Origin of the sequence: Kosakonia sp. AG348, from assembly GCF_003337365.1 — a bacterium.
GTDB lineage: Bacteria > Pseudomonadota > Gammaproteobacteria > Enterobacterales > Enterobacteriaceae > Kosakonia.
Genome location: NZ_QPJR01000002.1, coordinates 263,238 through 289,127 on the forward strand (window position 1 = coordinate 263,238; position 25,890 = coordinate 289,127).

Below are 25,890 nucleotides of genomic sequence, written 5' to 3' on the forward strand. Positions count from 1 at the left end.
AACAACGGGACACCATTCGCAAGGAGCCTGTATGACCCCTTTTTTGACCGCTTATCTGGCCCGTATTGGCTGGGAGCAAACGCCCGATGTCTCACTGGAAACGCTGCGGGCGCTGCATTTACATCACAACGGCGCTATCCCTTTTGAAAACCTCGATGTGGTACTGCCGCGCGAAATTGAACTGAGCGATGAGGCGATTTTCCATAAACTGGTGGTTGCCCGTCGCGGTGGCTACTGTTTTGAGCAGAACGGGCTATTTGAGCGCGTGCTGAAAGAGGTGGGTTTTACGGTGCGCAGCCTGTTAGGACGGGTGGTGATTGCTAATCCACACCAGATGCCACCGCGCACGCACCGTATTTTGCTGGTGCAGATTGCGGGCGAGCCGTGGATCGCCGATGTCGGATTTGGCGGGCAGACACTGACCGCGCCAATCCGCTTACAGGAGGATATTGAGCAGGCCACGCCGCATGGCGTCTACCGCTTGCAGCGCAAGGGGGAAGACTGGGTGCTCCAGTTCCGTCACCACGAACGCTGGCAGTCGATGTATCAGTTTGAGATGGGTCAGCAGTACCAGGCCGATTTTGTCATGGGGAATTTTCACTCCGCACACTGGCCGGCATCCCATTTTCGCCATCACTTGCTGATGTGCCGCCATCTGCCGGACGGCGTCAAACTGACGTTAACCAACTTCCATTTTACCCACTGGAAAAACGGTCAGGTGCTGGAAGAGGTGACCTTTGCAGATGTTCCGGCGCTGTATGACGCGCTGCAACAGCGCTTTGGGCTTGGTGTGAACGACGCACAGTATGGCTTTAGCCTGCAACAGCTGGAAACGGTGATGGCCGGTTTCGATTTGCACGGCGAAAAAGTTTAACGGAGCTCGTTGTCAATCATGACGGCCAGATGGCGATTGAAGGCAGCTTCATCGACATCTGGCATGCCCAGCATGCAAATCCCGTCCAGCCCGCAGACCAGCGCCATCAGGCGCCAGGCAATGTTTGCCGCCGTATCGGTATCCGTGAATTCACCTGCCGCACGGCCTTGCTCAATCAGTTGCACCACTTTGACGTGCCACATCTCCATGGTCAGCAGGTACGCGCCTTTGAATTCCGGCTCTTTACTCGCCAGCAGTAACGCTTCACGCCACAAATGCACATAGGGTTCGAGACCGCCTTCATCGCTGCCCAGCATCGCGTGCAACTGCTCGCGCCATGGCGCGGTCGCGGGTACTACTTCCACCTCCAGCAGTTCCGCAATCAGGCGGATAAACGCCTCGGCTTTTAATGCATTCGCCGAGGTGAAATGGTGGTGGACCTGGCCGGTGGCAACCCCGGCTTCGCTCGCCACGCGGCGAACGGTCATGGCGGAAAAACCTTCCGCCAGCGCTACGCGCATCGCGGCTTTCAGGATCACCTCCCGGCGATCATCCTTGTTCAGATAGCGCATACAACCTCGGTTAAATAGAGCGTCAACGGAGTTTAACAAAAAGCTGGACATGCGTTCAACTTTACGTAGAATCGCGATTCTGGACATCTGTCCAGGAATGAAAAAACGATGGAGAGGAGTATGTTTCGTCAGTGGTTAACGCTGGTCATCATTGTGCTGGTTTATATTCCGGTCGCGATTGATGCGACGGTGCTGCATGTTGCCGCGCCCACACTGAGCGCGGAGTTAAATGCCAGCGGAAATGAACTGTTATGGATAATTGATATTTACTCGCTAGTGATGGCCGGTATGGTGCTGCCGATGGGCGCGCTGGGCGACAGAATTGGTTTTAAGCGGCTGCTGCTTGTCGGCAGCGGCCTGTTTGGCGCAGCCTCGTTACTGGCGGCCTTTGCCGCGAGCGCCAGTTGGCTGATTGCCACGCGCGCGCTGTTAGCTGTGGGCGCGGCGATGATCGTGCCGGCAACGCTTGCCGGGATCCGTAATACCTTCTCGCAGGCACAGCAACGCAATACGGCGCTCGGCGTCTGGGCGGCAATTGGTTCCGGCGGCGCGGCGTTCGGCCCATTAATTGGCGGTATGTTACTGGAGCATTTCTACTGGGGGTCGGTATTTTTAATTAACGTGCCGATCGTCATTGTCGTGATGGCGCTGACCGCACGCTTTGTACCGCGCCAGCAGGGCCGCGCCGATCAGCCGTTACACCTGAACCAGGCGTTGAGCTTAATTGTCGCCATCTTACTGCTGGTGTGGAGTGCCAAAACGGCAATGAAAGGCACGCTTCCGCTGTGGATCGTAGCGAGCACGTTACTGGTTGGTGCCACCTTGCTGACCGGATTTGTCCGCATTCAGCTGGCCGCCAGCACGCCGATGATCGATATGCGTCTGTTTACGCATCGCGTGATTTTGAGCGGTGTATTGATGGCGATCACCTCGATGGTCACGCTGGTCGGTTTTGAACTGCTGATGGCGCAGGAGCTGCAATTTGTCCACGGTTTCACGCCATTTGCCGCCGGGGTGTTTATGCTGCCGGTGATGCTGGCAAGCGGGTTTAGCGGGCCGATTGCCGGGGTTCTGGTGTCAAAACTGGGCTTACGCCGCGTCGCCGCAGGCGGAATGGCGCTCAGCGCGCTGAGTTTTCTTGGTCTTTCCGCGACCAATTTTGCCACCCAGCCGTGGCAGGCCGGAGTATTGATGGCGCTGCTCGGTTTCAGTGCGGCGAGCGCGTTACTGGCTTCAACGGCGGCGATTATGGCCGCAGCGCCCAAAGAGAAAGCGGCAGCCGCCGGGGCGATAGAAGCGATGTCTTACGAACTGGGCGCCGGACTGGGCATTGCCGTGTTTGGGCTGATTTTGAGCCGCAGTTTCTCCGCCTCGATCCAGCTTCCGCAGGGGTTAAGCAGCGAGACCGCCGCGCAGGCTTCATCTTCCATTGGTGAAGCATTCCGCCTGGCGCAGGAAGCACCACCTGCACTTGCTGAAGGGATCATCTCGGCGGCGAAAACGGCGTTTACCGGTTCGCACAGCATTGCACTGAGCACCGCCAGCGCACTGTTAATGCTGCTGGCGGTAGGGATCTGGTTTAGCCTGGCGCGAGTGGAAAAAGCGTAGCGTTTGGCCGGATCACGCGCGCTGGCGGGTTGAGTACCAGCAGAGCAGCGATCCGGCGCACACCATCAGCGCGCCCTGCCAGAAAGAGAACGAGAGCGGGGCGCTTAACACCACCGCCGCCAGCGCGGAAGAGAGCACCGGCGTGAAATAGGACGCGGCTGCCAGCACGGTGACGTTGCCGTGCAAAATACCAATATTCCACGCGGCATAACCACAACCGAGCGCAATGCCGGTCATCAATAATTTCACCACAACCGGCAGCGTAAAAACCATTTCCGGCTGCGGTGTGAGCGCGAATTTCACCCATAATGTCGCGGCTGTCAGCAATACAAACAGCGTAATGCCGTTCGCGCCGTTGGCGTATTTGGTAGTAACGGTGCAATAAATCGCCCAAATAAACGCACCGGCAAATGCCAGCGCATAGCTCAGCGGGCTGGAGATAATATTGTGCTGGATTTCAGAGATATTAAGGCCGCTTTCGCCGCCGAGCACCCAGCTCACGCCCAATAACGCCAGTAATAAACCGGGAATAACCCATAAACTGGCTTTTTGACCGTTGAATAATATTGCGCAAAGAATCGTCAGACTCGGCCATAAATAGTTGACCATGCCCACTTCAATCGCCTGTTGTCGCGTCGCGGCAAAGCCCAGCGAGAGCGCCAGACACAGTTCATAACTGACAAACAGCACGCTTCCGGCAATAAGATAACGAGCTGAAAAACGGCGTAAATCCGGGATACCAACGATGACAGCCAGCAGCAACCCGCTTAAGGTGTAGATCATCGCCGCACCGCCAACCGGGCCAAGCCCTTCGCTGACGGCGCGAATAAAACCGACCATCGTGCTCCAGAGTAATACCGCCAGTAAACCAATCAGCGTTGCTTTATTTTTATTCATTACCGCACTTAACCGCCTGAAACAAAGCCTCAATGTATAACACGCGTGAATGCCTAAACGAAATGAATCGCATGCCATCTACTCCTTTCGAGTCATGAAAAGAGAACGCTCGAGACTATTAGGTATCAAGCGCCAGGCGTTATTGATTTACCGCAATTAATTCACTGCGTGGAGTGTTTAGTTTTCCGGCCGCAGTCAAAGACAATAATTGAGGAAAACAATGGACGTCAGCCGCAGACAATTTTTTAAAATCTGCGCGGGCGGAATGGCAGGAACCACGGCGGCCGCGTTGGGATTTGCTCCCGAAATGGCGCTGGCGCAGGCGCGAAATTATAAATTACTGCGCGCCAAAGAGACGCGAAATTCCTGTACATACTGCTCCGTGGGGTGCGGGTTATTAATGTATAGCCTGGGCGATGGTGCGAAAAACGCGAAAGAGGCCATCTATCATATCGAAGGCGACCCGGATCATCCGGTCAGCCGCGGCGCGCTGTGCCCGAAAGGGGCCGGTCTGCTGGATTACGTACACAGTGAAAACCGCCTGCGCTACCCGGAATACCGCGCGCCAGGCTCTGACAAATGGCAGCGCATTAGCTGGGATGACGCCTTTAACCGCATCGCCCGTCTGATGAAAAACGACCGCGACGCCAACTTTGTTGAAAACAATGCCGCAGGCGTAAAAGTCAATCGCTGGCTGTCAACGGGCATGTTGTGTGCCTCAGCAGCGAGTAATGAAACCGGCATGCTGACGCAAAAATTCGTGCGCTCTCTCGGCATGCTGGCGGTAGATAACCAGGCGCGCGTCTGACACGGACCAACGGTAGCAAGTCTTGCTCCAACATTTGGTCGCGGTGCGATGACCAACCACTGGGTTGATATCAAAAACGCCAACGTGGTGATGGTGATGGGCGGTAACGCCGCTGAAGCCCACCCGGTCGGTTTCCGCTGGGCGATGGAAGCCAAAAACAATAACGACGCCACGTTGATCGTCGTCGATCCGCGCTTTACGCGCACGGCATCAGTTGCCGATATTTATGCGCCAATACGTTCCGGGACGGACATCACTTTCCTCTCCGGCGTGCTGCGCTACCTGATCGAAAACAACAAAATCAACGCCGAATACGTCAAACACTACACCAACGCCGCGTTGCTGGTGCGGGACGATTTTGCCTTTGAAGACGGCTTGTTCAGCGGCTACGACGCGCAAAAACGCCAGTACGACAAAACCTCATGGAACTACCAGTTTGATGAAAACGGCTACGCCAGACGTGATGACACGCTGACCGATCCGCGCTGCGTGTGGAACTTGCTGAAACAGCACGTGGCCCGCTATACGCTGGAAACGGTCGAAAACATCTGCGGTACGCCAAAAGCGGACTTCCTGAAAGTGTGTGACGTGCTGGCCTCAACCAGCGCGGCGGACAGAACCACTACCTTCCTGTACGCCCTGGGCTGGACGCAACACACCGTCGGTGCGCAGAACATCCGTACCATGGCGATGATCCAGTTGCTGCTCGGCAACATGGGGATGGCCGGTGGCGGGGTAAACGCCTTGCGTGGGCACTCCAACATTCAAGGGCTGACGGATCTGGGGCTATTATCAACCAGCCTGCCGGGTTACCTGACGCTGCCGTCGGAAAAACAGACCGATTTACAGCAGTACCTGGCGGCGAATACGCCAAAAGCGCTGTTGCCGGACCAGGTGAACTACTGGAGCAACTATCCCAAGTTCTTTGTCAGCCTGATGAAGTCGTTCTACGGCGACGCGGCGCAGAAAGAGAATAACTGGGGCTTTGACTGGTTGCCGAAGTGGGATCAGGCCTGGGATGTGATCAAGTACTTCAACAAGATGGCGAAAGGCGAAGTCAACGGTTATATCTGCCAGGGCTTTAACCCGGTGGCGTCGTTCCCGGACAAAAACAAAGTGGTCAGCACGTTGAGCAAGCTGAAGTACCTGGTGGTTATCGATCCGCTGGTGACTGAAACCTCCACCTTCTGGCAGAACCACGGTGAGATGAACGACGTCAACCCGGCGGATATCCAGACCGAAGTGTTCCGTCTGCCATCGACCTGCTTTGCCGAAGAGGATGGCTCGATCGCCAACTCCGGCCGCTGGTTACAGTGGCACTGGAAAGGCCAGGACGCGCCGGGCGAAGCGCTGAACGATGGCGAAATCCTCGCCGGGATTTACCACCGCCTGCGCGAGATGTACCGCACCGAAGGCGGCAAAGGCGCGGAGCCGCTGCTGAAGATGTCCTGGAACTACCGTCAGCCGCACAACCCGCACTCGGAAGAAGTGGCGAAAGAGAACAACGGCTACGCGCTGGCGGATCTCTATGACGCCAACGGGCAACTGCTGGCGAAAAAAGGCCAACTGCTCAATAGCTTTGCGCTGCTGCGCGATGACGGCACCACCGCCTCATCGTGCTGGATCTACAGCGGGAGCTGGACGGAGCTGGGTAATCAGATGGCGAACCGCGATAACGCCGATCCGTCCGGGCTTGGCAATACGCTCGGTTGGGCGTGGGCGTGGCCGCTAAACCGCCGCGTGCTCTACAACCGCGCGTCGGCGGATGTGCAGGGTAAACCGTGGGATGCGAAACGGATGCTGATCCAGTGGAACGGGACGAAGTGGGTCGGCAACGACATCCCGGACTTCAACACCGCGCCGCCGGGCAGCAATACCGGGCCATTCATCATGCAGCAGGAGGGGCTGGGTCGGCTGTTCGCCCTCGACAAGCTGGCGGAAGGGCCATTCCCGGAACACTACGAGCCGGTGGAGACACCGCTGGGCACCAACCCGCTGCACCCGAACGTGATCTCCAGCCCGGTAGTGCGTCTGTTCGAGGACGATGCCAAACGGATGGGGAAAAAAGATCAGTTCCCGTATGTCGGCACCACCTACCGCCTGACGGAGCATTTCCACACCTGGACCAAGCATGCGCGTCTCAACGCCATCGCCCAGCCGCAGCAGTTTGTCGAAATCAGCGAAACGCTGGCAGCGGCAAAAGGCATCGCCAACGGCGATTGCGTGACGGTGAGCAGCAAGCGCGGCTTTATTCGCGCGGTCGCGGTGGTGACGCATCGTCTGCGGACTTTGCAGGTTCATGGTCAGCAGGTGGAAACCATTGGTATTCCGCTGCACTGGGGCTTTGAAGGGGTGGCGCAAAAAGGTTATATCGCCAACACCCTGACGCCGAACGTGGGCGACGCAAACTCGCAAACGCCGGAGTACAAAGCGTTTTTAGTCAATATCGAGAAGGCGTAAAGGAGCGAAATAATGGCTATGGAAACGCAGGACATTCTGAAACGCTCCGCCACCAACCCGGTCACGCCGCCCCCGCGGGCGCGTGATTACAAAGCGGAAGTCGCCAAACTTATCGACGTTTCCACCTGTGTGGGCTGCAAAGCCTGCCAGGTGGCCTGTTCGGAGTGGAACGATATTCGCGATGAAGTGGGGCACTGCGTCGGGGTTTACGATAATCCGGCCGATTTGAGCGCCAAATCCTGGACGGTGATGCGTTTTAGCGAAACCGAGCAGAACGGCAAACTGGAGTGGCTGATCCGCAAAGATGGCTGTATGCACTGCGCGGAACCGGGCTGCCTGAAAGCCTGCCCGTCGGCGGGCGCGATTATTCAGTACGCCAACGGTATTGTCGATTTCCAGCAGGAGAACTGTATCGGCTGCGGGTACTGCATCGCCGGATGTCCGTTTAATGTGCCGCGCCTCAACAAAGAGGATAACCGCGTTTACAAATGCACGCTCTGTGTCGATCGCGTCAGCGTCGGCCAGGAGCCCGCGTGTGTGAAAACCTGCCCGACCGGCGCTATCCATTTCGGCACCAAAGCCGAGATGCTGGAGCTTGGCGAGCAGCGCGTGGCAAAGCTGAAGGCGCGCGGTTATGCCAGTGCGGGCATCTACAACCCGCAGGGCGTGGGCGGTACGCATGTGATGTATGTGCTGCATCATGCCGATCAGCCGGGCCTGTACCACAACCTGCCGAAAGATCCGCAGATAGATACCTCGGTCAACCTGTGGAAAGGGGTACTGAAACCGTTGTCGGCGGCGGGCTTCCTCGCCACCTTCGCCGGGCTGATTTACCACTACATCGGCATCGGGCCGAACAAAGAGGTGGATGACGATGAAGAGGAGCACCATGAGTAAGTCAAAAATGATTGTGCGCACCACGTTTATCGACCGCGCCTGTCACTGGACGGTGGTGATCTGCTTTTTCCTGGTCGCGCTGTCCGGCATTTCGTTTTTCTTCCCGACGCTGCAATGGCTAACGGAAACTTTCGGCACACCGCAGATGGGGCGCATTTTGCACCCGTTCTTTGGCGTGGTTGTCTTCCTCGCGCTGATGTTTATGTTTGTGCGTTTTGTGCATCACAACATCCCGGACAAGCAGGATCTGCCGTGGCTGAAAAACATTGTCGAAGTGCTGAAAGGCAACGAGCACAAGGTGGCGAAAGTCGGCAAATACAATGCCGGGCAAAAGATGATGTTCTGGTCAATCATGAGCATGATTTTTGTGCTGCTGGTAACCGGGGTGATTATCTGGCGCCCGTACTTTGCGCACTACTTCCCGATTCAGGTGATCCGCTACAGCCTGCTGCTGCACGCCACTTCGGCGATCATTTTGCTGCACGCTATCCTGATCCATATGTATATGGCGTTCTGGGTGAAAGGCTCCATCAAAGGGATGGTTGAAGGGAAAGTGAGCCGCCGCTGGGCGCAGAAACACCACCCGCGCTGGTATCGCGATGTGGAGCGTCTGGAAGCAAAAAAAGAGAGCACCGAAGGCATTAAATAATCTGCAAACCGCTCCGGATAACCGTTCGGAGCGGTTTTATCTTTCCGCACACCTGCGTTTCCCACCTTTTGCGCTTTATTCATTAATCTGCCCGAATGCATGGATTTATATGCCAGCCCGGCCATTTCAACTGGTCGCTGTGGCATGAATAGTCAATAATGCCTGTCGCAAACTTTTAACAAGTGGTTAGTGGTATGAAAAAAACCGTTTTTTCGTTGGCACTTGCGACCTTTGGTCTGGGCATGGCGGAGTTCGGCATTATGGGCGTGTTGACCGAACTCGCGAACAATGTCGGCATTTCAATTCCTTCGGCGGGGCACATGATCTCCGCTTACGCCTTTGGCGTGGTGATTGGCGCACCGATCATGGCGCTCTTTTCGAACCGCTTTTCGCTGAAAAACACGCTGCTGTTTCTGGTGGCGCTGTGTCTCGTCGGTAACGCCATTTTTACCTTTTCCAGTTCCTACACCATGCTGATTATCGCGCGCCTGATTTCCGGTTTCCCGCACGGGGCGATTTTTGGCGTGGGGGCGATAATCCTCTCTAAAATCGCGCCGCCGGGAAAAGTGACCATGGCGGTAGCCGGGATGATCGCCGGAATGACCGTCGCCAATCTGATTGGCATTCCGCTCGGCACGTGGATCGGACACACGTTCAGCTGGCGCTACACCTTCTTGCTGATCGCCGTCTTTTTCGCGCTGGTGATCGTCTCGGTGATTGCCTGGGTGCCGTCGCTGTTTGATACCAGCGAAAGTCGCCTGCGCGAGCAGTTTCACTTCCTGAAGAAACCAGAACCGTGGCTGATTTTTGCCGCCACCATGTTCGGCAACGCGGGCGTATTCGCCTGGTTTAGCTATGTGAAGCCGTTTATGGTCAATGTTTCCGGTTTCAGCGAAAGCGCGATGACACTGATCATGATGCTGATGGGTCTCGGTATGGTGCTGGGCAATATGTTCAGCGGCAGGCTTTCGGTGAAATTCAGCCCAGTGCGCATCGCGGCGGTAACGGAATTACTGATTATGCTGGCGATGCTGGCGCTGTTTGTCGCCGGTGAAAGCAAAGTGGGGGCGTTGTCGCTTGGTTTTGTCTGCTGCGCCGGGCTGTTTGCGCTCTCTGCGCCGCTGCAAATCATGCTGCTGCAAAATGCGAAGGGCGGTGAAATGCTCGGCGCGGCAGGGGGACAGATGGCGTTTAACCTCGGCAACGCGGTCGGTGCCTGGTTTGGCGGGTTGATTATTGCGTTTGGTTTCACTTACAGCTACCTGACGTTACCGGCAGCGGTGCTGACGTTTGCCGCCATGACCTCGCTTCTGATCTATGGTCACCGAAAAACAAAGCATCAACCGCAGCAGGCTGTTCAGCACTCGTCCTCCACCCGGTGAGCCTTGTGCCCACCGGGTCAATCACTCACGGCAAATACGGCTCGCCAAGCGTTAACATCAAGCGGTTCGCCCATGCGAAAAACGCAGCAGACTGGATAAGATCCAGTTGCTGCAAGGTATCCAGCCCCTGAGCATTGAGTCTTTCCAGATGCGCCACCGTTAGCGCAGGCGGCGTTACCGACAGCGCGGCAGCGGCATCAATTTCTGCCTGCCAGCGCGTCGATTGTCCCTCGCTCAGAATCCCGCCCGGCTGCACGGCCAGCAAGGTTTCCACGGCATTATCATCCTTCGATAACTGGCTGGTTTTACGCGCATGGACCGAAGCGCAGTAGATACAGCCGTTAATTTTACTGGCCGCGGTGGCCGCCAGCTCGCGTTCCGCACGCGGTAAACCACCCGGCGTATAGAAAATGCCTTTATCGGTTAAGGTGCGCTGCTCCAGCACCGGCAGGTTACGGCCCAGCAGGCGGAAATAGTCGGAATCCGTATGGCCAAATTTCGCCAGGATCGCCTGTTCGTCAGGCGTGAATTCCGCCAGCGGTTTTGCCGCCAGCCACGGCTCCCAGCCTAATTCCTGTTGCGTAAATTGTACCGGCGCAGCTTTGCCGCTTTGCGTTTTCGCGCTGGTGTGCCAGGCACCGGCCACCACCGGAATATCGCTGTCAGCTACCGTTTTTCCGTTTAACAGCCGCAATCCGGCCAGTAACCGGCTCTGGAAGCTGACAAATGCAACCAGTTGCGCCAGCGTGACAATACTCTCTTTCTTCCAGCCCGCGGCAACCAGTGTGTTGAGCGCCTGAGGCGTCGCTTTCACCGGCGAAAAAGTCAGTAAGCGGGCGAATTCCAGCGCCGGGGTTAAGCGTGCCGAAGTCGGGTCGGCGAGGCCAAAACCGGCGTAGTGTGCCGCCAGTTCATTGGCGTTGTGCCATTTCGCCACTTTCGCCGCCACGCTATAGCGCTCATCGGCGGTGAACGCCTCTTCCTGAATATCAAACAGCGCCTGGTAACTGCCTTGCGCATGCTGCGTTGCGGCATCACGCGTGTCACGCGCCTGAGCCACAGGAGAGCCGGGGGCGATCTCCGCCAGTTCGGCAAGAATGTCCTGAGTAAACGCCATAACCACTCCTTATAAAATCTGCGGGGCGATCCGCCCGGCGATCAGTTCGATGGAACGCAGGGTGTCCTGGTGCGAAGGTTCGACCGAATGCACCTGGAAAGAGATATCGGTGACGCGCGCCAGCACGCTGTCTTTGCCGAGCGAATCCAGAACGGTTTTCGCATCACCGATATGGGCATCAAATTGCTGAATATAATCAGTGACGTTGTCACCATTTACGCGATAGCCCGCCGCGCGGTGCTGCTGCGCTTGCTTCGTAAGACCCGGTGCGGCGACGTGAAGCGCGTAATCAACGCTGTCGGCAACAAACGCGGTGCGCGACGCCAGAATTCGCGGTGCTACACCGGATGGCAGCGCGGCAAGGTAGGCATCGATCATCGGGTTCTGGATAGCATCCAGCGGCAGGAAGGGTTCATCGGCCGGACGCGGTTGGGTGCGCGATAGCATCAATCCGTGACCGCCTTGCGCTGCCCGGATAGCCCCTTCCACCGAAAAGGTGGCGATCCACACGCGCTCCGCCAGCTGCGGCGCAGGCGGGTAGAGGTGGTTATCCGGGTGAGTGAGCGAATCCCCGCGCCACGCACTCTGGATCAGATGCAGACCGTCGGCAAAGGCTGACGCACGTTCGTTAATCGTCAGACCAAACGGCAGAAAGGATGTCGGCGTCCCGCCGGAGCCAAAGCCCACTTCCAGCCGTCCGTCGCTGAGCAAGTCCAGCACCGCCGCGTCTTCCGCCACCCGCAGCGGGTTTTCCAGCGGCAGAGTGATGATGGCAGTGCCGAGCCGAATGCGTTCAGTGTGCGCGGCAACGTGCGCCAGAAAAACCAGCGGCGACGGTAAACCGCCTTCGTGCTCATGGAAATGGTGCTGCGCAATCCACGCCGTATCGAAACCGTGGCGTTCGGCATGGCGGATCTGTTCCGTCGCCAGCCGGTAGCGCTCTTTCGGCGCGGCGTTATCAAGCAGACGGGTAAAAAAGCCCAGGCGTTTTCGCGTCATGCGAACTCCTCCGTAGCGGGTGAAAAATGTGGAATGGCGTTGATTAATTCGCGGGTATAGTCGTGCTGCGGCGCGGCAAACAGTTGCTCAACCGGACCGTGTTCGACAACGCGACCATTACGCAGCACCGTGACGCTGTGACCAATACGGCGCACGGTCGCCAGATCGTGGGTGATAAACAGATAAGTCAGACCCAGTTGCTGCTGCAATTGCTGAAGCAGGGCGAGGATCTGCGCCTGTACCGTGACATCCAGCGCAGAAGTGGCCTCATCCAGCACCAGAATGGCTGGCTCAAGGATCAGTGCGCGGGCAATCGCAACGCGCTGACGCTGCCCGCCGGAAAGCTCCCGCGCCGTGCGTTCAAGTAGCGACAGCGGCAGCGCGACCCGGCGGGCAACGGCCTCCACGCGCGCCATGCGTTCCGCTTTCTCAATACGCTCAAAGTTCTTTAACGGCTCTTCGATAATCTGCGCCAGCGTCTGGCGCGGATCGAGCGAGGCGAAAGGGTTCTGATAAACGAACTGGATTTTGCGCCGCAGTTGCCGGTGCGCCTCCGGGCGCAACTGCGTGGCATCGATATCATCAATGATCACTCTGCCGCTATCCGCTTGTTCAAAGCCCAGCAGAATGCGCGCCAGCGTGGTTTTCCCGGAACCGGATTCGCCCACCAGCGCGTGGGTGCTGCCGCGGCGTACCTCAAAGCTCACGGCGTCAAGCGCCTGTAACGTGTGGCCTTTACCGAGCGAAAAGCGTTTATCGATATCCAGCAAACGGATTGCCGGTGAGGAGTGCGGCTGGCCGGAAACCGGCGCGATAGTCAGTGATTGCCCGTGCACATCGCTGAGCAACTGGCGGGTGTAGGCATGCTGCGGCGCGCGCAAAATATCCGCCGTCTTACCCTGTTCCTGAATGTCGCCGTCACGGAAAACCAGCAGCCGATCGGCGCGCTCGGCGGCCAGCGCCAAATCATGCGTCACAAACAGCACTGCCGTGCCGGATTCGCGACGTAGCACGTCCAGCAGATCGAGAATGCGTTTCTGCACGGTGACATCCAGCGCGCTGGTCGGTTCGTCGGCGATAATCACATCCGGTTGCAGAGCGATAGACATGGCGATCAGGACACGCTGTTTCATGCCGCCGGAAAGCTGGTGCGGATACTGTTTGATGCGTTGCTCTGGATGGCTAAGTCCCACTTTGCTCAACAGCGCCAGCACCTGCGCGTCGCGCTGTCGGGCAGTGAGTTTGCTGTGCAGATGGAGCACTTCCGCCACCTGCGCACCGATCGTTTTGACCGGGTTGAGCGAATTTCCCGGATCCTGCGGCACCAGACTGATGCGCGCACCGCGCAAGCTGTTCAGCCGCCTGGCCGACCACTGGCTTATCACTTCGCCGTTAAGCACAATGTTGCCACTGTCGCGCCGGGCATTCTCAGCGAGCAGGCCAATAATCGCCTGCGCTGTGGTGGTTTTACCGGAACCCGACTCGCCGACAAATGCCAGCATTTCACCACGCTGGAGAGTAAAACTGACCTGATGCACCACTTCGCGCCATTCTCGCCCGGTGCGATAACTGACGCGTAAATTTTCTACCGATAACACTGTCATGCGCGACCTCCACTAAACTGGCGGCTGATGCGGTTTACCGCCAGCACCACCACAACCACGACTACACCCGGGAAGGTCGTCAGCCACCAGGCAGTGGATAAATAATTGCGTCCTTCCGCAATCAGTAAGCCCCATTCCGGCACCGGCGGCGGGGTGCCGTAACCGAGGAAACTGAGGGTGGAAAGGGCGAGGATCGCCTGGCCGAATTGCAGTGTGGCGAACGCCAGCACCGCTGTGAGCGAGTTGGGTAAAATGTGTCGCCACAGCACGGCCAGAAAGGTGCCGCCGCTGCCTCTGGCCGCTTCGACATAATCGGTATGGCGAATGCGCACCACTTCGCCGCGCGACAGGCGGGCAAAACTGGCGACCGAAGCCACGCCGACGGCAATTGCCGCGTTCACCGTACCAAAGCCAAGCAAAATAATGACCGTCAGCGACAGCAACAGCGAAGGAATTGAGAGCAGAACATCCACCAGACGCATCAGTACCGATTCGACGCGTCCGGCAAGCGCTCCGGCGATAACGCCGGTCAGCGTGCCGACAATCAACCCCATCGCCACCGCCGCCAACGCAGCCGAAAGGGAATGCGACGCGCCATAAACAATGCGCGCATACAGGTCGCGTCCTAGCTGGTCGGTGCCCAGCCAGTGACCGGCTTGTGGCGCCAACCGCTGCGCGCCGGCGATACCTTCTGTCGGGCTATACGCGGTAAACAACGCAGGGAATAACGCGGCCAGAACCGCCAGAATAATCACCGTCCACGCCAGCCATAATCCTGGCTGCCAGCGCAACCCCGACCAGACAGGAACCCGCTTGCGTGCGGCGATAGCGTAATCAACCAGGCTCATAACGCCCCTCCGCTAACGGTTTGCAGCCGCGGGTCAAACCACGGCATCAGTAAATCAACCAGCAGGTTGATCAGCACAAAGCCGAGCGCGGAGATCATCACCACCGCCTGCAACACCGCGATATCCTGATTATTTACCGCCTGCTGAGTAAGCTGGCCTAAGCCGGAACGGCCAAACACGGTTTCGGTAATTAGCGCCCCGGCAATCAATTCACCCAGCAGCAACCCGGCAATGTTCAGCACCGGCAGCAGGGCGTTGCCCGTCACATGCCGCCACAGCACGCCGGTTTCGCTAAAGCCTTTCGCGCGTGCTACCGCAACAAAGGGTTGCGCGGCAACCTGATCGATACTGCGCATGAAAATTTGCGCCAGCGGTGCACTAATCGGAATGGCAACGGTAATAATCGGCAGGATCAGCCCCTGTAGTGGCGAAGGGTTAATCACCGGGATCAACCGCCAGTGAAATGAGAACAGCTGAATCAGCGCGATCCCCAGCCAGAATGTCGGCAGGGAGATCAGCAGCACCGGAACAGACTGAATCGCATTACTAAGCCCGCGCAGCGCCGGAAGTCGGGAGGCAAACGCCAGCGTGAAGGCCAGTGCTACCGCGAGCGCAAAGGCGGGGAGCGCCAGCTGGAGCGTGTCCGGCAAATTGCTGGCGATAAGCTCGCTGACCGGCACACCCGCTTGCACCGAATAGCCAAAATCTCCGCGCACCATGGCAAGCAGCGTATGAAAATATTGCTGCCAGAGTGGACTGTTTGCGCCATAGGCCACGCGCATCTCTTCGATTTGCGTCGGGCTGAGGCCCAGATCCGGGTTCTGAAACTTAATCAGCACCGCGTCGCCCGGCAGCACCTGAAGCAGCACGAAGGAGAGAGTAAACGCGGCCCATAACACCAGCAGACCTTGCCCGGCGCGCCGCAGAAGATAGTGGCTCATCGCCTGCCTCCTCAGTGTTTTTCAATCCACGCGCCGTAGAACGACGGGCGACCTACGGCTTCAAAGCTTGCGCCTTTTAGCCATGGCGCGCCGGCAAAGACCTGCGGCTCTTCAAAAATCGGGATCACATAAGCGTTATCCAGCAGATAACGCTGCGCGTCACCGGTCAGTTGCAGACGTTTTTGTCCATCCACTTCGGCGGAAATGCTCACCAGCAGGTCGTTAAGTTTGTCGTCGCGGAAATTTTTCACCTTGTCGCTGGAGCCACCTTTTTGCAGCAGCGCGTCGCGGTTTGCCGGATAGAACATGCTTTTCACTACATCTGGATCGGCACGCCCGACTTCGGAAACAGTGAGCGGTGTTTTCAGCGGGTCGAGGTTATCCAGCGTATGGCTACCCGCATCGCCGGCTTTTACGCTCAACGCCACGCCAACCTGTCGCCACTGCTGCGCCACCAGTTGCAGCACCTCTTTGTTTTGCGGCTGCGGCAAGGATTCATACACTGCCAGCGCCAGTCGTTGTCCGTCTTTGCTGCGAATACCGTCCGCGCCTGTTTTCCAGCCCGCGTCGTCCAGCAATTGCTTCGCTTTCGCCGGATCGAATGTCAGTTTGTCGCGCAGATCGACGTAACCGGCGGCAGAATGAGCAATCACAGAGGTTGCCTGCGGATAATTAGGCGAGAAAAGGGTATCGACAACTTGTTTAGCGTCGGTGGCGTGCAGCAGCGCCTGGCGGACCCGCACATCGGCAACCAGCGGGTTATCGGGGCGGAAACTTATGCTGTCATTCACGCCACGTGTCGGCGCGGCATAAATGTTGAAACCCTGATCGGTGGCCTGCTTTTCGTCGTATGCCTGCACCTGGCGAATAAAGCCCGCCTGACCCGACAGCAACGCGCCGATGCGCACACTGTCTTCCGGGGTGACAATAATTTTTATGCCATCAAGATTCGCCGGGCCTTGCTGGGTAAGGTTTTTCGGCCCCCACTGATAATCTTTACGCGCGGTGAGGGTGACTTCACGCCCCAGTTTTTCATCGCTGACGACAAACGGCCCGGAACCAATAATCTGCCGCGCGTCGCCCAGTTGTTCGAAGTTACGCTGTAACGTACTGAGCGATACCAGACCAGAGCCAATGGTAGCGGTGCCTTGCAGGAAGCCCGGCGACGGTTTTTTAAAGTAGAATTTAACGGTCTGCGCATCGATCACTTCACTGTGATCGTAGTTATTGATCACTTCCGATACCGGCAGGCGTTGCGCTTTGTTGCCAAGGCCGTAGGTGTCGAAGTTTTTCGCTACCGCGTTGGCATCAAGCGGCGTGCCGTCGGAAAAGGTCACCCCCGGGCGAATTTTAAAGGTGTATTCGGTCTTATCGGCGTTGGTGCTCCAGCTTTCAGCAATCCACGGCTCCACCTGCAATGTTTTGGGGTTCTGCCAGGTCAGCTTGTCGGTGATTTGATTAAGAATGCCGCCGTTGGGGTAAAAACCCCCGGCTGGAGGGTATAAATTGGTGTGCGCCTGCTGCTCAAGATAAATTAGCGTGCCACCTTTAACCGGCGTCTGTGCCGCCCAGCTCTGAACGGAAGCGGCCGTTATCAGCACCGTCAGCAGCGGCAAGCGAAAAGGGATGTGCATGGTGAATTCCTTTGTTATCTATGGTCTTAACGTCGGATTCATCATCCGGTGCGCGCTATAACAAGGGAACAAAGGAATTGAGATAAGCATTTCAGAAAAGCGCAAAACCGGGGCACGCCCCGCTAAGACAGCGCGTTAACGCAGCCAGGGCGTAATGGTCAGCCCGACCAGTACCCCTTCAGGCGCAAGCAGGCGCGTGACGCTCTGCCCCCAGGGTTCCAGACGGTTGGCAACCAGCAGTTGATACCCTTTGTTGACCAACACATCGGTAGCGGTAGCCAAATCCTGCACTTCAAATTCAACCCAGCTTTGCGGAACGGGGTGGGAATCCGGCCACTTCTCTGCGCCAAAGCACGACGCGGCGGCGTGATGCAGCGGCCACAGGGCGAAGTGTTTTGCGCCGTCGAGCGCATCGTGGTCGGCGACGAGGTAATCGCTCGCGCCCTCCATCGGTTTCAACGGCAGCCCAAGGGTGTGCTGGTAAAACGCCTGGCTGTCGGCAACGTTTTGCGGGATGGGGCCGAAACCGGCGATAAACAGCACTTCAAGCCCGGGGATAGTGGGGGTCATAAGCACCTCTGTGTCAGAAAAAAAGGGGCAGTAATGCCCCCCGATTATAGGCAATGCCCGGTGATTAATGGCGGAGGTCGATCACCATACGACCACGGATCTGGCCCTGTTCCATCTCTTTAAAGATGGCGTTGATATCTTCCAGCGGGCGCAGCGCCACTTTCGGCACCACTTTGCCTTCGGCGGCGAACTGGAAAGCTTCGTGCAGATCCTGACGCGTACCGACCAGCGAACCAACGACCTGAATGCCGTCCAGCACCAGGCGCGGAATATCGAGGCTCATTGCTTCTGGCGGCAGACCCACGGCCACCACGCGACCACCGGCACGCACGGCATCAACAGCCGAGTTAAAGGCTGCTTTTGCCACCGCGGTAACTACGGCGGCATGTGCACCGCCGGTTTTTTCATGCACCACTGTTGCCGCATCTTCGCTGCGCGAGTTGATGGTGAGATCTGCGCCCATGCTGGCAGCGAGTTTAAGCTGCTCATCATTTACGTCGATGGCGATGACTTTGGCGTTAAACACATTTTTGGCGTATTGCAGCGCCAGGTTACCCAGCCCGCCGAGACCGTAGATAGCAATCCACTGGCCCGGTTTAATCTGCGAAACTTTCACCGCTTTATAGGTGGTCACGCCCGCGCAGGTGATGCTGCTGGCTGCGGCGGAGTCCAGACCGTCTGGCACTTTCACCGCATAATCCGCGACCACAATGCACTCTTCCGCCATGCCGCCATCGGCCGTGTAACCCGCGTTTACTACCTCACGGCACAAGGTTTCGTTGCCGCTGTTGCAATATTCGCAGTGGCCGCAGCCCTGAAAAAACCACGCCACAGAAGCGCGATCGCCCACTTTCAGCGAGGTCACGCCTTCGGCCACCTGGGTGACAATACCAATGCCTTCGTGTCCGAGGATCACACCGGTTTTGTCGCCGAAATCCCCGTTTTTCACGTGCAAGTCCGTATGGCAAACGCCACAGCACTCCATTTTCAGTAACGCTTCGCCATGTTTCAGCGGGCGTAATGTTTTTTGAGTCACTTCAACCTGATGATCTTTTGTAACAACAGCAGCCTTCATGGTGTTTCTCCTGTGATGAGGCATGGAACTGAGATCCGGGTGTGGCGTATGGCTTCATCCGTAATATACGTCTTTAGAATTAATGGTTTAGGAGGGACATTCAAGAGCAGGGCAACATGCTGTAATACTTTCAGCGCCTTTCCCCTGGTTTAGGTAGGGTAAATAATCAGTAACCACGCTGTTAATAAGGTTATAGAGTTAGCAGCATCAATGTCATGCTACTGTCATCAATTGCCGCCAAATTGTTGCTTTCTATAACAAAAGAGTGATTAACAATGCATCTGGTGAAAAAGCTGCTGGCCGTCAGCATTCTCTTATCCGCCTCGGTTCAGGCACACAATATCCTTGCGTTTCCGCAGCCGGAAAATAACCCGGAAGAGTTCTACGCGGTAACGGAAATCCCGGCGGGCGGCATTATTAAGTATGAAACGGACGCCGAAACCGGCTTTATCGTGGCAGACCGCTTCCAGTCAATGCCGGTGGCTTACCCGGCGAACTACGGCTCGCTCACCCAGTCGCTGGCGGGGGATGGCGATCCGCTGGATGTGATTTTTTACACCCGCGCGCCGCTGGCACCGGGAACGCTGATTAAACTGCGCCCGATTGGCGTGCTGAAAATGATTGATGGCGGCGAAACGGACGACAAAATTGTTGCCGTACCGGCCAGCAAAATCGACCCGACCTATGACGACATTAAAAACATCACCGATTTGCCTAAAATCGAGCAGCAACGGCTGGAAGCGTTCTTCCGCGTTTACAAACAGTTGCCGGACGGACGTAAAAAAGTGGAGCTGAACGGTTTTAACGACGCGGCAACCGCAAAGCAGGAAATCAAACAGGCATGGGAGGCCTGGAAAGCGAAAAAACCGCAGCAGTAAGAAACCGCCTGCATACTGCTGGCATGGGCTGCGCTTTTGAGTGACGTCCTCACTAAAAAGTCTCTGCCGGTTCTGCACGATGTCGATCCGAGGTGTCTCCTCCGCGCGAAAAGAATAAACCAGCACCTGTTGCTGACCCGCAGCACAGGCTGGTGTTAAAAAACAGGCGCCTTACGGCGCCTGTTTGCTGTGGTACTACAACCTTTGTTGCAGGCGGGCAATCTCCTCGCGCCACTGCGCCTGAAGTTGCGGTTTCTGGTGCTTCGCTTTACGCGCCAGGTCTTCTGCCAGTTGGGTTTCAAGCTTGATTAACCGCTCCAGAAGGGCATCAATATCCTCTGGCTCAGCGGCGACGCTAAGCGCCTCCGGCGCTGCCTGCTCGTGGCGGACACTTTCGCGCAGGCGTTCAAACACCGCCTCAGCATCATGCCATTCGCTCAGTTCACCGTTTTCCACCAACCAGAAGCGGTTACAGCTACTGCTGATAAGCGCTCTGTCGTGGCTGACCAGCAACACACCGCCGCTGAACTGTTGCAGCGTTTGCGCCAGCGCCTCTTTGCCTGCCATATCCAGATGGTTGGTTGGCTCATCCAGCATCAGCAGGTTAAAGTGCGCCAGCGACAGACCGACAAACAATAACCTGGAGCGCTCACCGCCGCTGAGTGTCGCCACGCGTTGCCCGTGACGCGCCCAGGCAAAACCGGCGCTGATGAGCGCCATTTTGCGATCCTGTGGCGTGGGGGCAAACGGCTCTAGCGCGTCAAACAGCGTGGCGTCATCCGGCAACTGATGCAGCGTCTGGTCGTAGTAACCGGCGTTCAGCCGGGGATGCAGACGCAACCCGGATGCGCTTTCCTGCTGGTAAGCCCGCCAGATAAGACGCAGCAGCGAGGATTTCCCGCAGCCGTTACGCCCGACAATGGCGACCCGATCGCCGCTTTTCAGCCGCGCAACCGGCACCCGGAACAAGTCCGGTAATCCGGGCGCAGGCGGAACAGCGAGCTGTTCCATCTCCAGCAGACGATCCGCCCTGAGTTCCTCGCCATGCAGCGCCAGCCGCCACTGGCTGCCCTCGGTCAGTTCGGTCTGGTTCTCTTTCAGGCGTTCAACCTGGCGCTCCATCTGCTTCGCTTTGCGCGCCAGATCTTCGTTGTCATAGACGCGCCCCCAGGTGGCCAGCCGTTTGGCGCTGGCGGTAACGCGGTCGATCTCCTTTTGCTCCGCTTTGTGACGCAGGGCATCGCTCTCATCCCGCGCTTCCAGCGCCTGCCGCGCCGCGCTACAGGGGAGTGCGAAGCTGTGCAGAGTATGGTCACGCAGGATCCAGCTGCCATTGGTCACCGCATCCAGTAACGCCGCGTCGTGCGACACCATCACGAAACTGCCGGACCAGCTTCGCAGAAACTGTTCCATCCACAGCAATGTGGGCAGATCGAGGTGGTTGCCCGGCTCATCCAGGAGCAGCAGATCCGGTTCGCGGATAAGCGCCCGCGCCAGCAGCAAGCGGGTATGTTGCCCGCCGCTCAGCGTGGCGGCCGTTAAGGCGATTTCCTGCGGACTCAGTCCCATGCTGGCCAGTAATGCTTCGCCGCGCCAGCGCTGGCTGTCGCGCTCCGTCGACGGGAGCTGCGCCAGTACCGCATCAAGCAGCGTCATCGATAACAGGGCATCGGGCAGATGTTGCTCAACGCGCGCCAGCAGGCACTGGTTTGCCACCGTCACGTTGCCGGAAAGCGGCGACAGCGAACCGTCCAGCACTTTTAGCAGCGTACTTTTGCCGCAGCCATTGTCGCCAATTAGCCCGAGGCGATCGCCTTTTTTCAGGGTGAAGGAGAGATCGGAAAATAACGGACCAAACGCCGTTTCAACACGGATGGATTGTGCAGATAGTAATGTGCTCATTGCTTACTCAAGAGTTACAGGCACGAGCGTGCCTCGTCAAACATCGCTGACGATAACCTGGTAAGCCCAAGGGAAGGGATTGTTGTCTTCGCTCAAGCCGAAGTTATCGCAGCACGAAACCGATAACGCTTGAGCTGGCGCGATCGCCAAAGGCATGTGAATAGTCAAACAATTCACAATACAGCATAAGTAGCCTCCTTTTTTATATTCAGTAAGTTAATGGGTGAAAAGGAGTTTAGCGGGGAAATGAATGTTTTACCAGCAGGGAAAAACCCGGCGCACTGCGGCGCCGGGTGCGGAGATTAAATAGAAGTACGGCGGTAGCTGCGGTACTTCGGCTCCCAGAAGTTTTCGTCAATGGATTGCTTCAGCGCTTCGGCCGAGGTTTTTGCCGCCAGACCTTGTTGTTGCGCCATTTTGCCAACGGCAAAGGCTATGGCGCGCGAAACTTGCTGAATGTCTTTCAGCTCCGGCAGCACCAACCCTTCGCCATTGAGTAGCAGTGGGGAGTATTCCGCCAGCGTTTCGCTTGCCGCCATCAGCATTTCATCCGTAATGCGTGACGCGCCGCTGGAAATAACCCCAAGACCGATGCCCGGGAAGATGTAGGCGTTGTTGCACTGGGCAATCGGGTAGGTTTTCTCTTTCCACTGCACGGGCGAGAACGGGCTGCCGGTGGCAACCAGCGCCATCCCATCCGTCCAGCTAATGATATCCTGCGGCGTTGCTTCCACGCGCGAGGTCGGGTTCGACAGCGGCATGATAATCGGGCGCGGGCAGTGTTTGTGCATTTCACGGATGATCTCTTCCGTGAACAACCCGGTCTGACCAGAAACACCGATCAGAATATCCGGTTTCACGTTACGCACCACATCCAGCAGGGAAAGGGCTTCATTTTGCGCGCCGGTGTCCCAGTTTTGCAGGTTTTCGCGTTTTTGTACCAGCTTACTCTGGAACGGCAGCAAATTCGGCATTTCGTCCGTCAGCAGGCCGAAACGGTCAACCATATAGACCTTCTGACGGGCGTCCGCTTCGCTCAACCCTTCACGCTGAGTCTGCGCAATGATTTGTTCCGCAATACCGCAACCGGCGGAACCCGCGCCAAGGAAGACGATTTTCTGCTGGCTGAGCTGGCTGCCCGCCGCGCGGCTGGCGGCGATCAGCGTCCCGACAGTGACTGCCGCCGTGCCCTGGATGTCATCGTTAAAGCAGCAGATTTCATCGCGATAACGGTTCAGCAGCGGCATGGCATTTTTCTGCGCGAAGTCTTCAAATTGCAACAGCGCGTCCGGCCAGCGCTGTTTCACCGCCTGAATAAATTCATCCACAAAAGCGTAGTAATCATCGCCAGTGATACGCGGATGACGCGAACCCATATAGAGCGGATCGTTAATCAACTGCTGGTTGTTGGTGCCAACATCCAGCACGACGGGCAGGGTGTAAGCCGGGCTGATACCGCCGCAGGAGGTGTAAAGCGACAGCTTACCAATCGGAATACCCATGCCGCCGATGCCCTGGTCGCCAAGACCGAGGATGCGTTCCCCGTCGGTCACCACGATCACTTTGATATTGTGGTTCGGCACGTTTTGCAGGATGTCGTCCATGCTGGCGCGGTTCTGCCAGGAGATGAACACACCGCGTGCGCGGCGGTAAATATCAGAGAAACGCTCGCACGCCCAGCCGACGGTTGGGGTATAGATCACCGGCATCATCTCTTCGAGATGATTTTCGACCAGCCGATAGAAGAGGGTTTCATTGGTGTCCTGAATATTGCGCAGATAGATGTGCTTATCGATGTCGGTTTTAAAGCCCTGATACTGCAACCAGGCGCGTTCGGCTTGTTCTTCAATGGTTTCAACCACTTCTGGCAGCAGGCCAAGCAGGTTGAAGTTGCTGCGCTCTTCCATGCTGAAGGCGCTGCCTTTGTTCAGCAACGGAAACTCCAGCAACACGGGTCCAGCGTAAGGGATATATAACGATCGGTTTTTATTATGCTTTGCATTCATCTTACAGCTCCTTGATCAACTTTCTCCCGTGGGGGTGAGTCACGGGCAGGTACAGCGGCGGGCGCAAGTATAAAGCATCGCTTCAGCAAATACTTCCCGATCGCGGTATTCGTTGATTGAATTTTTAGCAATAACAAGGAGAGGGGGGATAAAACACCACCCCGGACGGGGTGGTGAGGGTGGACAAATCAGCCTGCGCGGCGATGACGCCCGGAGCGGTGAGTGACCACCGTCTCTTCCTGGTTGTCTTTCGTGACAACTTTGCGGGTGTTCGACACTTTGTAATCCAGCCCCATAAGATGACGTGCCTGACGGTTCGATTTCATGCTTACTCCTTAATCCAGTTCAATGTTTCAAGGACAAGCCCGGTGACTGACCGGGCGAAATTCAATCTCATCATTGCGCGGTACAAAAAACATACCGAACTGTTATCCTCGGACATCCCGGTATAAAGTGCAATAAGAAAAGTTACCTTTAGGTTTTATCGCGATAAATAATAAAGCCTCTCTAACAGATTAAATTCCTGCACACTATAGGGTTTGAGAGTAAAAATTCCGAATGGCCTCAATTAAAGTAGAATATTCTTGAGTTTAAACGCCTTCACAAAGTTGCTTAATGGTTACAATAATTAAATTGATATATTACGGATGAAACATCATTTCGCTTTTTTATGTGACGAAAAGTAAAAAAATGACATTATCTTCAACATTGCGATGCCAACCACTTTAAACCCAGGCCGTAATATGCTTTTCTTAGCATCAATGGAATAATTAAAAAAATATCTTCGCAATGAGAAAGAGGTAATTCCATGGACGTTAGAAATGGAGTAATTTTTATTTCTTTTGATGCTGTTGCTTTTTCAGGAATTACTGTTGAAGCATTCAAAACAGCACAAGAGTTAGTGCACAAGGGAATTAAGCCTTATCTTGATCTTGGTTACGACATCAAGATTGATAAAGGCAAATTCAATAAACCATATGAATGGGAGAATGCTATATATAAAGGTGGATTTACGCTTGCACGAATAAATGACATTACCAGCCTACCTGACTACAACCCCGGTTTTATCGAGTACTCGCATAATGTATTGATTAGTCAGAAAATAACCGTTTCATCAGCGGAACGTGAAAGAATTCTTTCTGTGATTGATAAAACAGCATGCCAACTGGCAAAAAAAATCGTGCTGCAATGGGAGCAACTCAATATCGGCACGGTTTATGTTGAAAACGGCACGCTTCCGGAAAATATTATTTATACAAAGGCCCTATATATTGCAATAGATGTATATGGGAAGCGATATGATTTAGAGAGATTCGTCACCTGGCGCGACCATGATTTAATGTGGAACAGCGAAAAAACGGTGATGAAATATGGTGCTTATCCATACCCATATGCCATCAAACCCATAAAATCCCCCTATATCACCTACGTTACGCTTAATGAGGATTTGAAAGCAAAACTTGAAGAATGGTGTAACTATGCTGTTGAAGTTAAAGTTAAAAAGAACGCTTACAACTTTAGCGAGGCGCGAAGTCATAGTGATATGCGGCGCAGCCTTGGTATAGGTTGTAATGATATATTGATTGCCCGAACCACGCGCCTCATCCCACAAAAACGGCTTGACCGGGATATTTACCTGGTATCAAAACTCAACCAGCTATTTCAACAACACGGTCGCGAGGGGCACGTATTTCTTGTTATCGCAGGCGATCCCCATGAGGCGCCGGAGTGTTATCAATCGCTGGTTGATTTAGCAAGGACATTACAGGTTGAACCGTTTATACACTTTATTGGTTGGCTGCAGCACGGTTACATGCCTCCGGGCATGAACACCTACACCATTGAAGATTTATATTACTCGTGTGATGTCGTCTCTTTTCTGACGTCATGGGATTACGACAGTTATGGAAATCCAATTGGTGAAGCGATTAGTCACCGGCGCTGTTACATTTCGACACGTTACGAATATTATGACGAAGTCTATGGGCAATATGGTTTCTTTGCTCCAGTCATGGATATTTCTGCCGAGAAAGATGATTTACCTGACGATGAGTTTATTCTCAATGTTTATAAACTCATCACTAACAAACCGTTAATGTCAGAAATGGCTTATCAAAATTTTCTTATTGGTAAGAAAATACTTAACAGTAAGAGCATTGAGTCTTAATT

At 55.9% G+C, this 25,890-nt stretch carries 21 protein-coding genes; 8 read left to right on the forward strand and 13 right to left on the reverse strand.

The window, feature by feature from the left end; translation table 11 throughout:
- Positions 1-31: 31 nt before the first annotated feature.
- Entirely contained in the window at positions 32-874 is an 843-nt protein-coding gene (gene nhoA, locus DFO56_RS05085) for an N-hydroxyarylamine O-acetyltransferase (protein ID WP_045508340.1), read from the forward strand.
- Here the strand turns inward: nhoA and DFO56_RS05090 are convergent.
- Positions 871-1,446, reverse strand: coding sequence for a TetR family transcriptional regulator (locus DFO56_RS05090; protein WP_045508343.1), 576 nt, complete (start codon positions 1,444-1,446; stop codon positions 871-873). The two genes, nhoA and DFO56_RS05090, sit on opposite strands and share 4 nt — an antisense overlap.
- A 120-nt stretch (positions 1,447-1,566) precedes the next feature.
- On the opposite strand from DFO56_RS05090, the gene DFO56_RS05095 reads away from it, so the two are divergent.
- Positions 1,567-3,054 (forward strand): SmvA family efflux MFS transporter, encoded by a 1,488-nt coding sequence (locus DFO56_RS05095; RefSeq protein WP_045508346.1) that lies wholly within the window; start codon positions 1,567-1,569, stop codon positions 3,052-3,054.
- A 12-nt stretch (positions 3,055-3,066) separates the two neighbouring features.
- Here DFO56_RS05095 and yddG read toward each other — a convergent pair whose 3' ends face one another.
- On the reverse strand, positions 3,067-3,951 hold the full coding sequence (gene yddG / locus DFO56_RS05100; RefSeq protein WP_045508349.1) for an aromatic amino acid DMT transporter YddG: 885 nt from the start codon (positions 3,949-3,951) through the stop codon (positions 3,067-3,069).
- Positions 3,952-4,171: 220 nt separating this feature from the next.
- On the opposite strand from yddG, the gene fdnG reads away from it, so the two are divergent.
- The 4 genes from fdnG to araJ all read left to right on the forward strand — a co-directional run bounded on the left by fdnG (position 4,172) and on the right by araJ (position 10,147).
- Positions 4,172-7,219 carry a formate dehydrogenase-N subunit alpha gene (gene fdnG, locus DFO56_RS05110; RefSeq protein ID WP_147271664.1) on the forward strand — a complete coding sequence of 1,016 codons (3,048 nt, stop codon included), beginning with the start codon at positions 4,172-4,174 and terminating at the stop codon, positions 7,217-7,219.
- Between the two features lie 12 nt (positions 7,220-7,231).
- Positions 7,232-8,116, forward strand: a complete 885-nt coding sequence (gene fdxH, locus DFO56_RS05115) for a formate dehydrogenase subunit beta (RefSeq protein WP_016496044.1) — start codon at positions 7,232-7,234, stop codon at positions 8,114-8,116.
- The gene (gene fdnI / locus DFO56_RS05120; protein ID WP_045508358.1) at positions 8,109-8,765 is read left to right on the forward strand and encodes a formate dehydrogenase-N subunit gamma; all 657 of its coding nucleotides are present in this window, start codon (positions 8,109-8,111) and stop codon (positions 8,763-8,765) included. The genes fdxH and fdnI overlap by 8 nt, the downstream gene beginning before the upstream one ends.
- A gap of 194 nt (positions 8,766-8,959) precedes the next feature.
- Positions 8,960-10,147 carry an MFS transporter AraJ gene (gene araJ, locus DFO56_RS05125; RefSeq protein WP_045508361.1) on the forward strand — a complete coding sequence of 396 codons (1,188 nt, stop codon included), beginning with the start codon at positions 8,960-8,962 and terminating at the stop codon, positions 10,145-10,147.
- Positions 10,148-10,172: 25 nt separating this feature from the next.
- On the opposite strand, the gene DFO56_RS05130 is transcribed toward araJ, so the two are convergent.
- From DFO56_RS05130 to adhP, 8 genes are all read right to left on the reverse strand, one after another.
- Positions 10,173-11,264: an alkylhydroperoxidase domain protein gene (locus tag DFO56_RS05130; RefSeq protein WP_045508364.1), complete on the reverse strand. Its 1,092-nt coding sequence runs from the start codon at positions 11,262-11,264 to the stop codon at positions 10,173-10,175.
- Positions 11,265-11,273: 9 nt separating this feature from the next.
- A complete protein-coding gene (locus tag DFO56_RS05135) occupies positions 11,274-12,263 on the reverse strand; it encodes a putative FMN-dependent luciferase-like monooxygenase (RefSeq protein ID WP_045508367.1) in 990 nt (329 codons plus the stop codon).
- Positions 12,260-13,867: an ABC transporter ATP-binding protein gene (locus tag DFO56_RS05140; protein ID WP_045508369.1), complete on the reverse strand. Its 1,608-nt coding sequence runs from the start codon at positions 13,865-13,867 to the stop codon at positions 12,260-12,262. The genes DFO56_RS05135 and DFO56_RS05140 overlap by 4 nt, the downstream gene beginning before the upstream one ends.
- The gene (locus tag DFO56_RS05145; RefSeq protein WP_045508371.1) at positions 13,864-14,715 is read right to left on the reverse strand and encodes an ABC transporter permease; all 852 of its coding nucleotides are present in this window, start codon (positions 14,713-14,715) and stop codon (positions 13,864-13,866) included. Before DFO56_RS05145 ends, DFO56_RS05140 begins: the two co-directional genes overlap by 4 nt.
- Positions 14,712-15,656 carry an ABC transporter permease gene (locus DFO56_RS05150; RefSeq protein ID WP_045508373.1) on the reverse strand — a complete coding sequence of 315 codons (945 nt, stop codon included), beginning with the start codon at positions 15,654-15,656 and terminating at the stop codon, positions 14,712-14,714. Before DFO56_RS05150 ends, DFO56_RS05145 begins: the two co-directional genes overlap by 4 nt.
- An 11-nt stretch (positions 15,657-15,667) precedes the next feature.
- A complete protein-coding gene (locus tag DFO56_RS05155) occupies positions 15,668-17,290 on the reverse strand; it encodes a TIGR04028 family ABC transporter substrate-binding protein (RefSeq protein ID WP_016496052.1) in 1,623 nt (540 codons plus the stop codon).
- Positions 17,291-17,425: 135 nt separating this feature from the next.
- Complete coding sequence (locus DFO56_RS05160) at positions 17,426-17,860, reverse strand: glyoxalase/bleomycin resistance/dioxygenase family protein (RefSeq protein WP_045508375.1); 435 nt, start codon at positions 17,858-17,860, stop codon at positions 17,426-17,428.
- Between the two features lie 64 nt (positions 17,861-17,924).
- Positions 17,925-18,935 (reverse strand): alcohol dehydrogenase AdhP, encoded by a 1,011-nt coding sequence (gene adhP, locus DFO56_RS05165; RefSeq protein ID WP_016496054.1) that lies wholly within the window; start codon positions 18,933-18,935, stop codon positions 17,925-17,927.
- 275 nt (positions 18,936-19,210) lie between these two features.
- Between adhP and DFO56_RS05170 the strand changes: the two genes are divergently transcribed.
- Positions 19,211-19,813: an inorganic diphosphatase gene (locus tag DFO56_RS05170; RefSeq protein WP_045508377.1), complete on the forward strand. Its 603-nt coding sequence runs from the start codon at positions 19,211-19,213 to the stop codon at positions 19,811-19,813.
- Between the two features lie 195 nt (positions 19,814-20,008).
- Here the strand turns inward: DFO56_RS05170 and DFO56_RS05175 are convergent, their stop codons facing one another.
- From DFO56_RS05175 to sra, 3 genes are all read right to left on the reverse strand, one after another.
- A complete protein-coding gene (locus DFO56_RS05175; RefSeq protein WP_045508379.1) occupies positions 20,009-21,715 on the reverse strand; it encodes an ABC-F family ATP-binding cassette domain-containing protein in 1,707 nt (568 codons plus the stop codon).
- A 302-nt stretch (positions 21,716-22,017) separates the two neighbouring features.
- On the reverse strand, positions 22,018-23,721 hold the full coding sequence (locus DFO56_RS05180) for an NAD-dependent malic enzyme (protein ID WP_016496057.1): 1,704 nt from the start codon (positions 23,719-23,721) through the stop codon (positions 22,018-22,020).
- Positions 23,722-23,909: 188 nt separating this feature from the next.
- Complete coding sequence (sra, locus tag DFO56_RS05185; RefSeq protein WP_016496058.1) at positions 23,910-24,047, reverse strand: stationary-phase-induced ribosome-associated protein; 138 nt, start codon at positions 24,045-24,047, stop codon at positions 23,910-23,912.
- Positions 24,048-24,529: 482 nt separating this feature from the next.
- Here sra and DFO56_RS05190 point away from each other — a divergent pair, with 482 nt between their 5' ends.
- Positions 24,530-25,888, forward strand: coding sequence for a glycosyl transferase family 2 (locus tag DFO56_RS05190; RefSeq protein ID WP_045508382.1), 1,359 nt, complete (start codon positions 24,530-24,532; stop codon positions 25,886-25,888).
- Positions 25,889-25,890 lie beyond the last annotated feature (2 nt).

Bases quoted from the DNA above. Each gene is read 5' to 3' on its own strand.
- DFO56_RS05140 (WP_045508369.1), bottom strand. From the start codon at position 13,867: ATGACAGTGTTATCGGTAGAAAATTTACGCGTCAGTTATCGCACCGGG.
- DFO56_RS05145 (WP_045508371.1), bottom strand. From the start codon at position 14,715: ATGAGCCTGGTTGATTACGCTATCGCCGCACGCAAGCGGGTTCCTGTC.
- DFO56_RS05150 (WP_045508373.1), bottom strand. From the start codon at position 15,656: ATGAGCCACTATCTTCTGCGGCGCGCCGGGCAAGGTCTGCTGGTGTTA.
- DFO56_RS05190 (WP_045508382.1), top strand. From the start codon at position 24,530: ATGGACGTTAGAAATGGAGTAATTTTTATTTCTTTTGATGCTGTTGCT.
- fdnI (WP_045508358.1), top strand. From the start codon at position 8,109: ATGAGTAAGTCAAAAATGATTGTGCGCACCACGTTTATCGACCGCGCC.
- fdxH (WP_016496044.1), top strand. From the start codon at position 7,232: ATGGCTATGGAAACGCAGGACATTCTGAAACGCTCCGCCACCAACCCG.
- nhoA (WP_045508340.1), top strand. From the start codon at position 32: ATGACCCCTTTTTTGACCGCTTATCTGGCCCGTATTGGCTGGGAGCAA.
- DFO56_RS05135 (WP_045508367.1), bottom strand. From the start codon at position 12,263: ATGACGCGAAAACGCCTGGGCTTTTTTACCCGTCTGCTTGATAACGCC.
- adhP (WP_016496054.1), bottom strand. From the start codon at position 18,935: ATGAAGGCTGCTGTTGTTACAAAAGATCATCAGGTTGAAGTGACTCAA.
- sra (WP_016496058.1), bottom strand. From the start codon at position 24,047: ATGAAATCGAACCGTCAGGCACGTCATCTTATGGGGCTGGATTACAAA.
- DFO56_RS05155 (WP_016496052.1), bottom strand. From the start codon at position 17,290: ATGCACATCCCTTTTCGCTTGCCGCTGCTGACGGTGCTGATAACGGCC.
- DFO56_RS05090 (WP_045508343.1), bottom strand. From the start codon at position 1,446: ATGCGCTATCTGAACAAGGATGATCGCCGGGAGGTGATCCTGAAAGCC.
- DFO56_RS05095 (WP_045508346.1), top strand. From the start codon at position 1,567: ATGTTTCGTCAGTGGTTAACGCTGGTCATCATTGTGCTGGTTTATATT.
- DFO56_RS05160 (WP_045508375.1), bottom strand. From the start codon at position 17,860: ATGACCCCCACTATCCCCGGGCTTGAAGTGCTGTTTATCGCCGGTTTC.
- DFO56_RS05180 (WP_016496057.1), bottom strand. From the start codon at position 23,721: ATGAATGCAAAGCATAATAAAAACCGATCGTTATATATCCCTTACGCT.
- yddG (WP_045508349.1), bottom strand. From the start codon at position 3,951: ATGAATAAAAATAAAGCAACGCTGATTGGTTTACTGGCGGTATTACTC.
- DFO56_RS05130 (WP_045508364.1), bottom strand. From the start codon at position 11,264: ATGGCGTTTACTCAGGACATTCTTGCCGAACTGGCGGAGATCGCCCCC.
- DFO56_RS05175 (WP_045508379.1), bottom strand. From the start codon at position 21,715: ATGAGCACATTACTATCTGCACAATCCATCCGTGTTGAAACGGCGTTT.
- DFO56_RS05170 (WP_045508377.1), top strand. From the start codon at position 19,211: ATGCATCTGGTGAAAAAGCTGCTGGCCGTCAGCATTCTCTTATCCGCC.
- araJ (WP_045508361.1), top strand. From the start codon at position 8,960: ATGAAAAAAACCGTTTTTTCGTTGGCACTTGCGACCTTTGGTCTGGGC.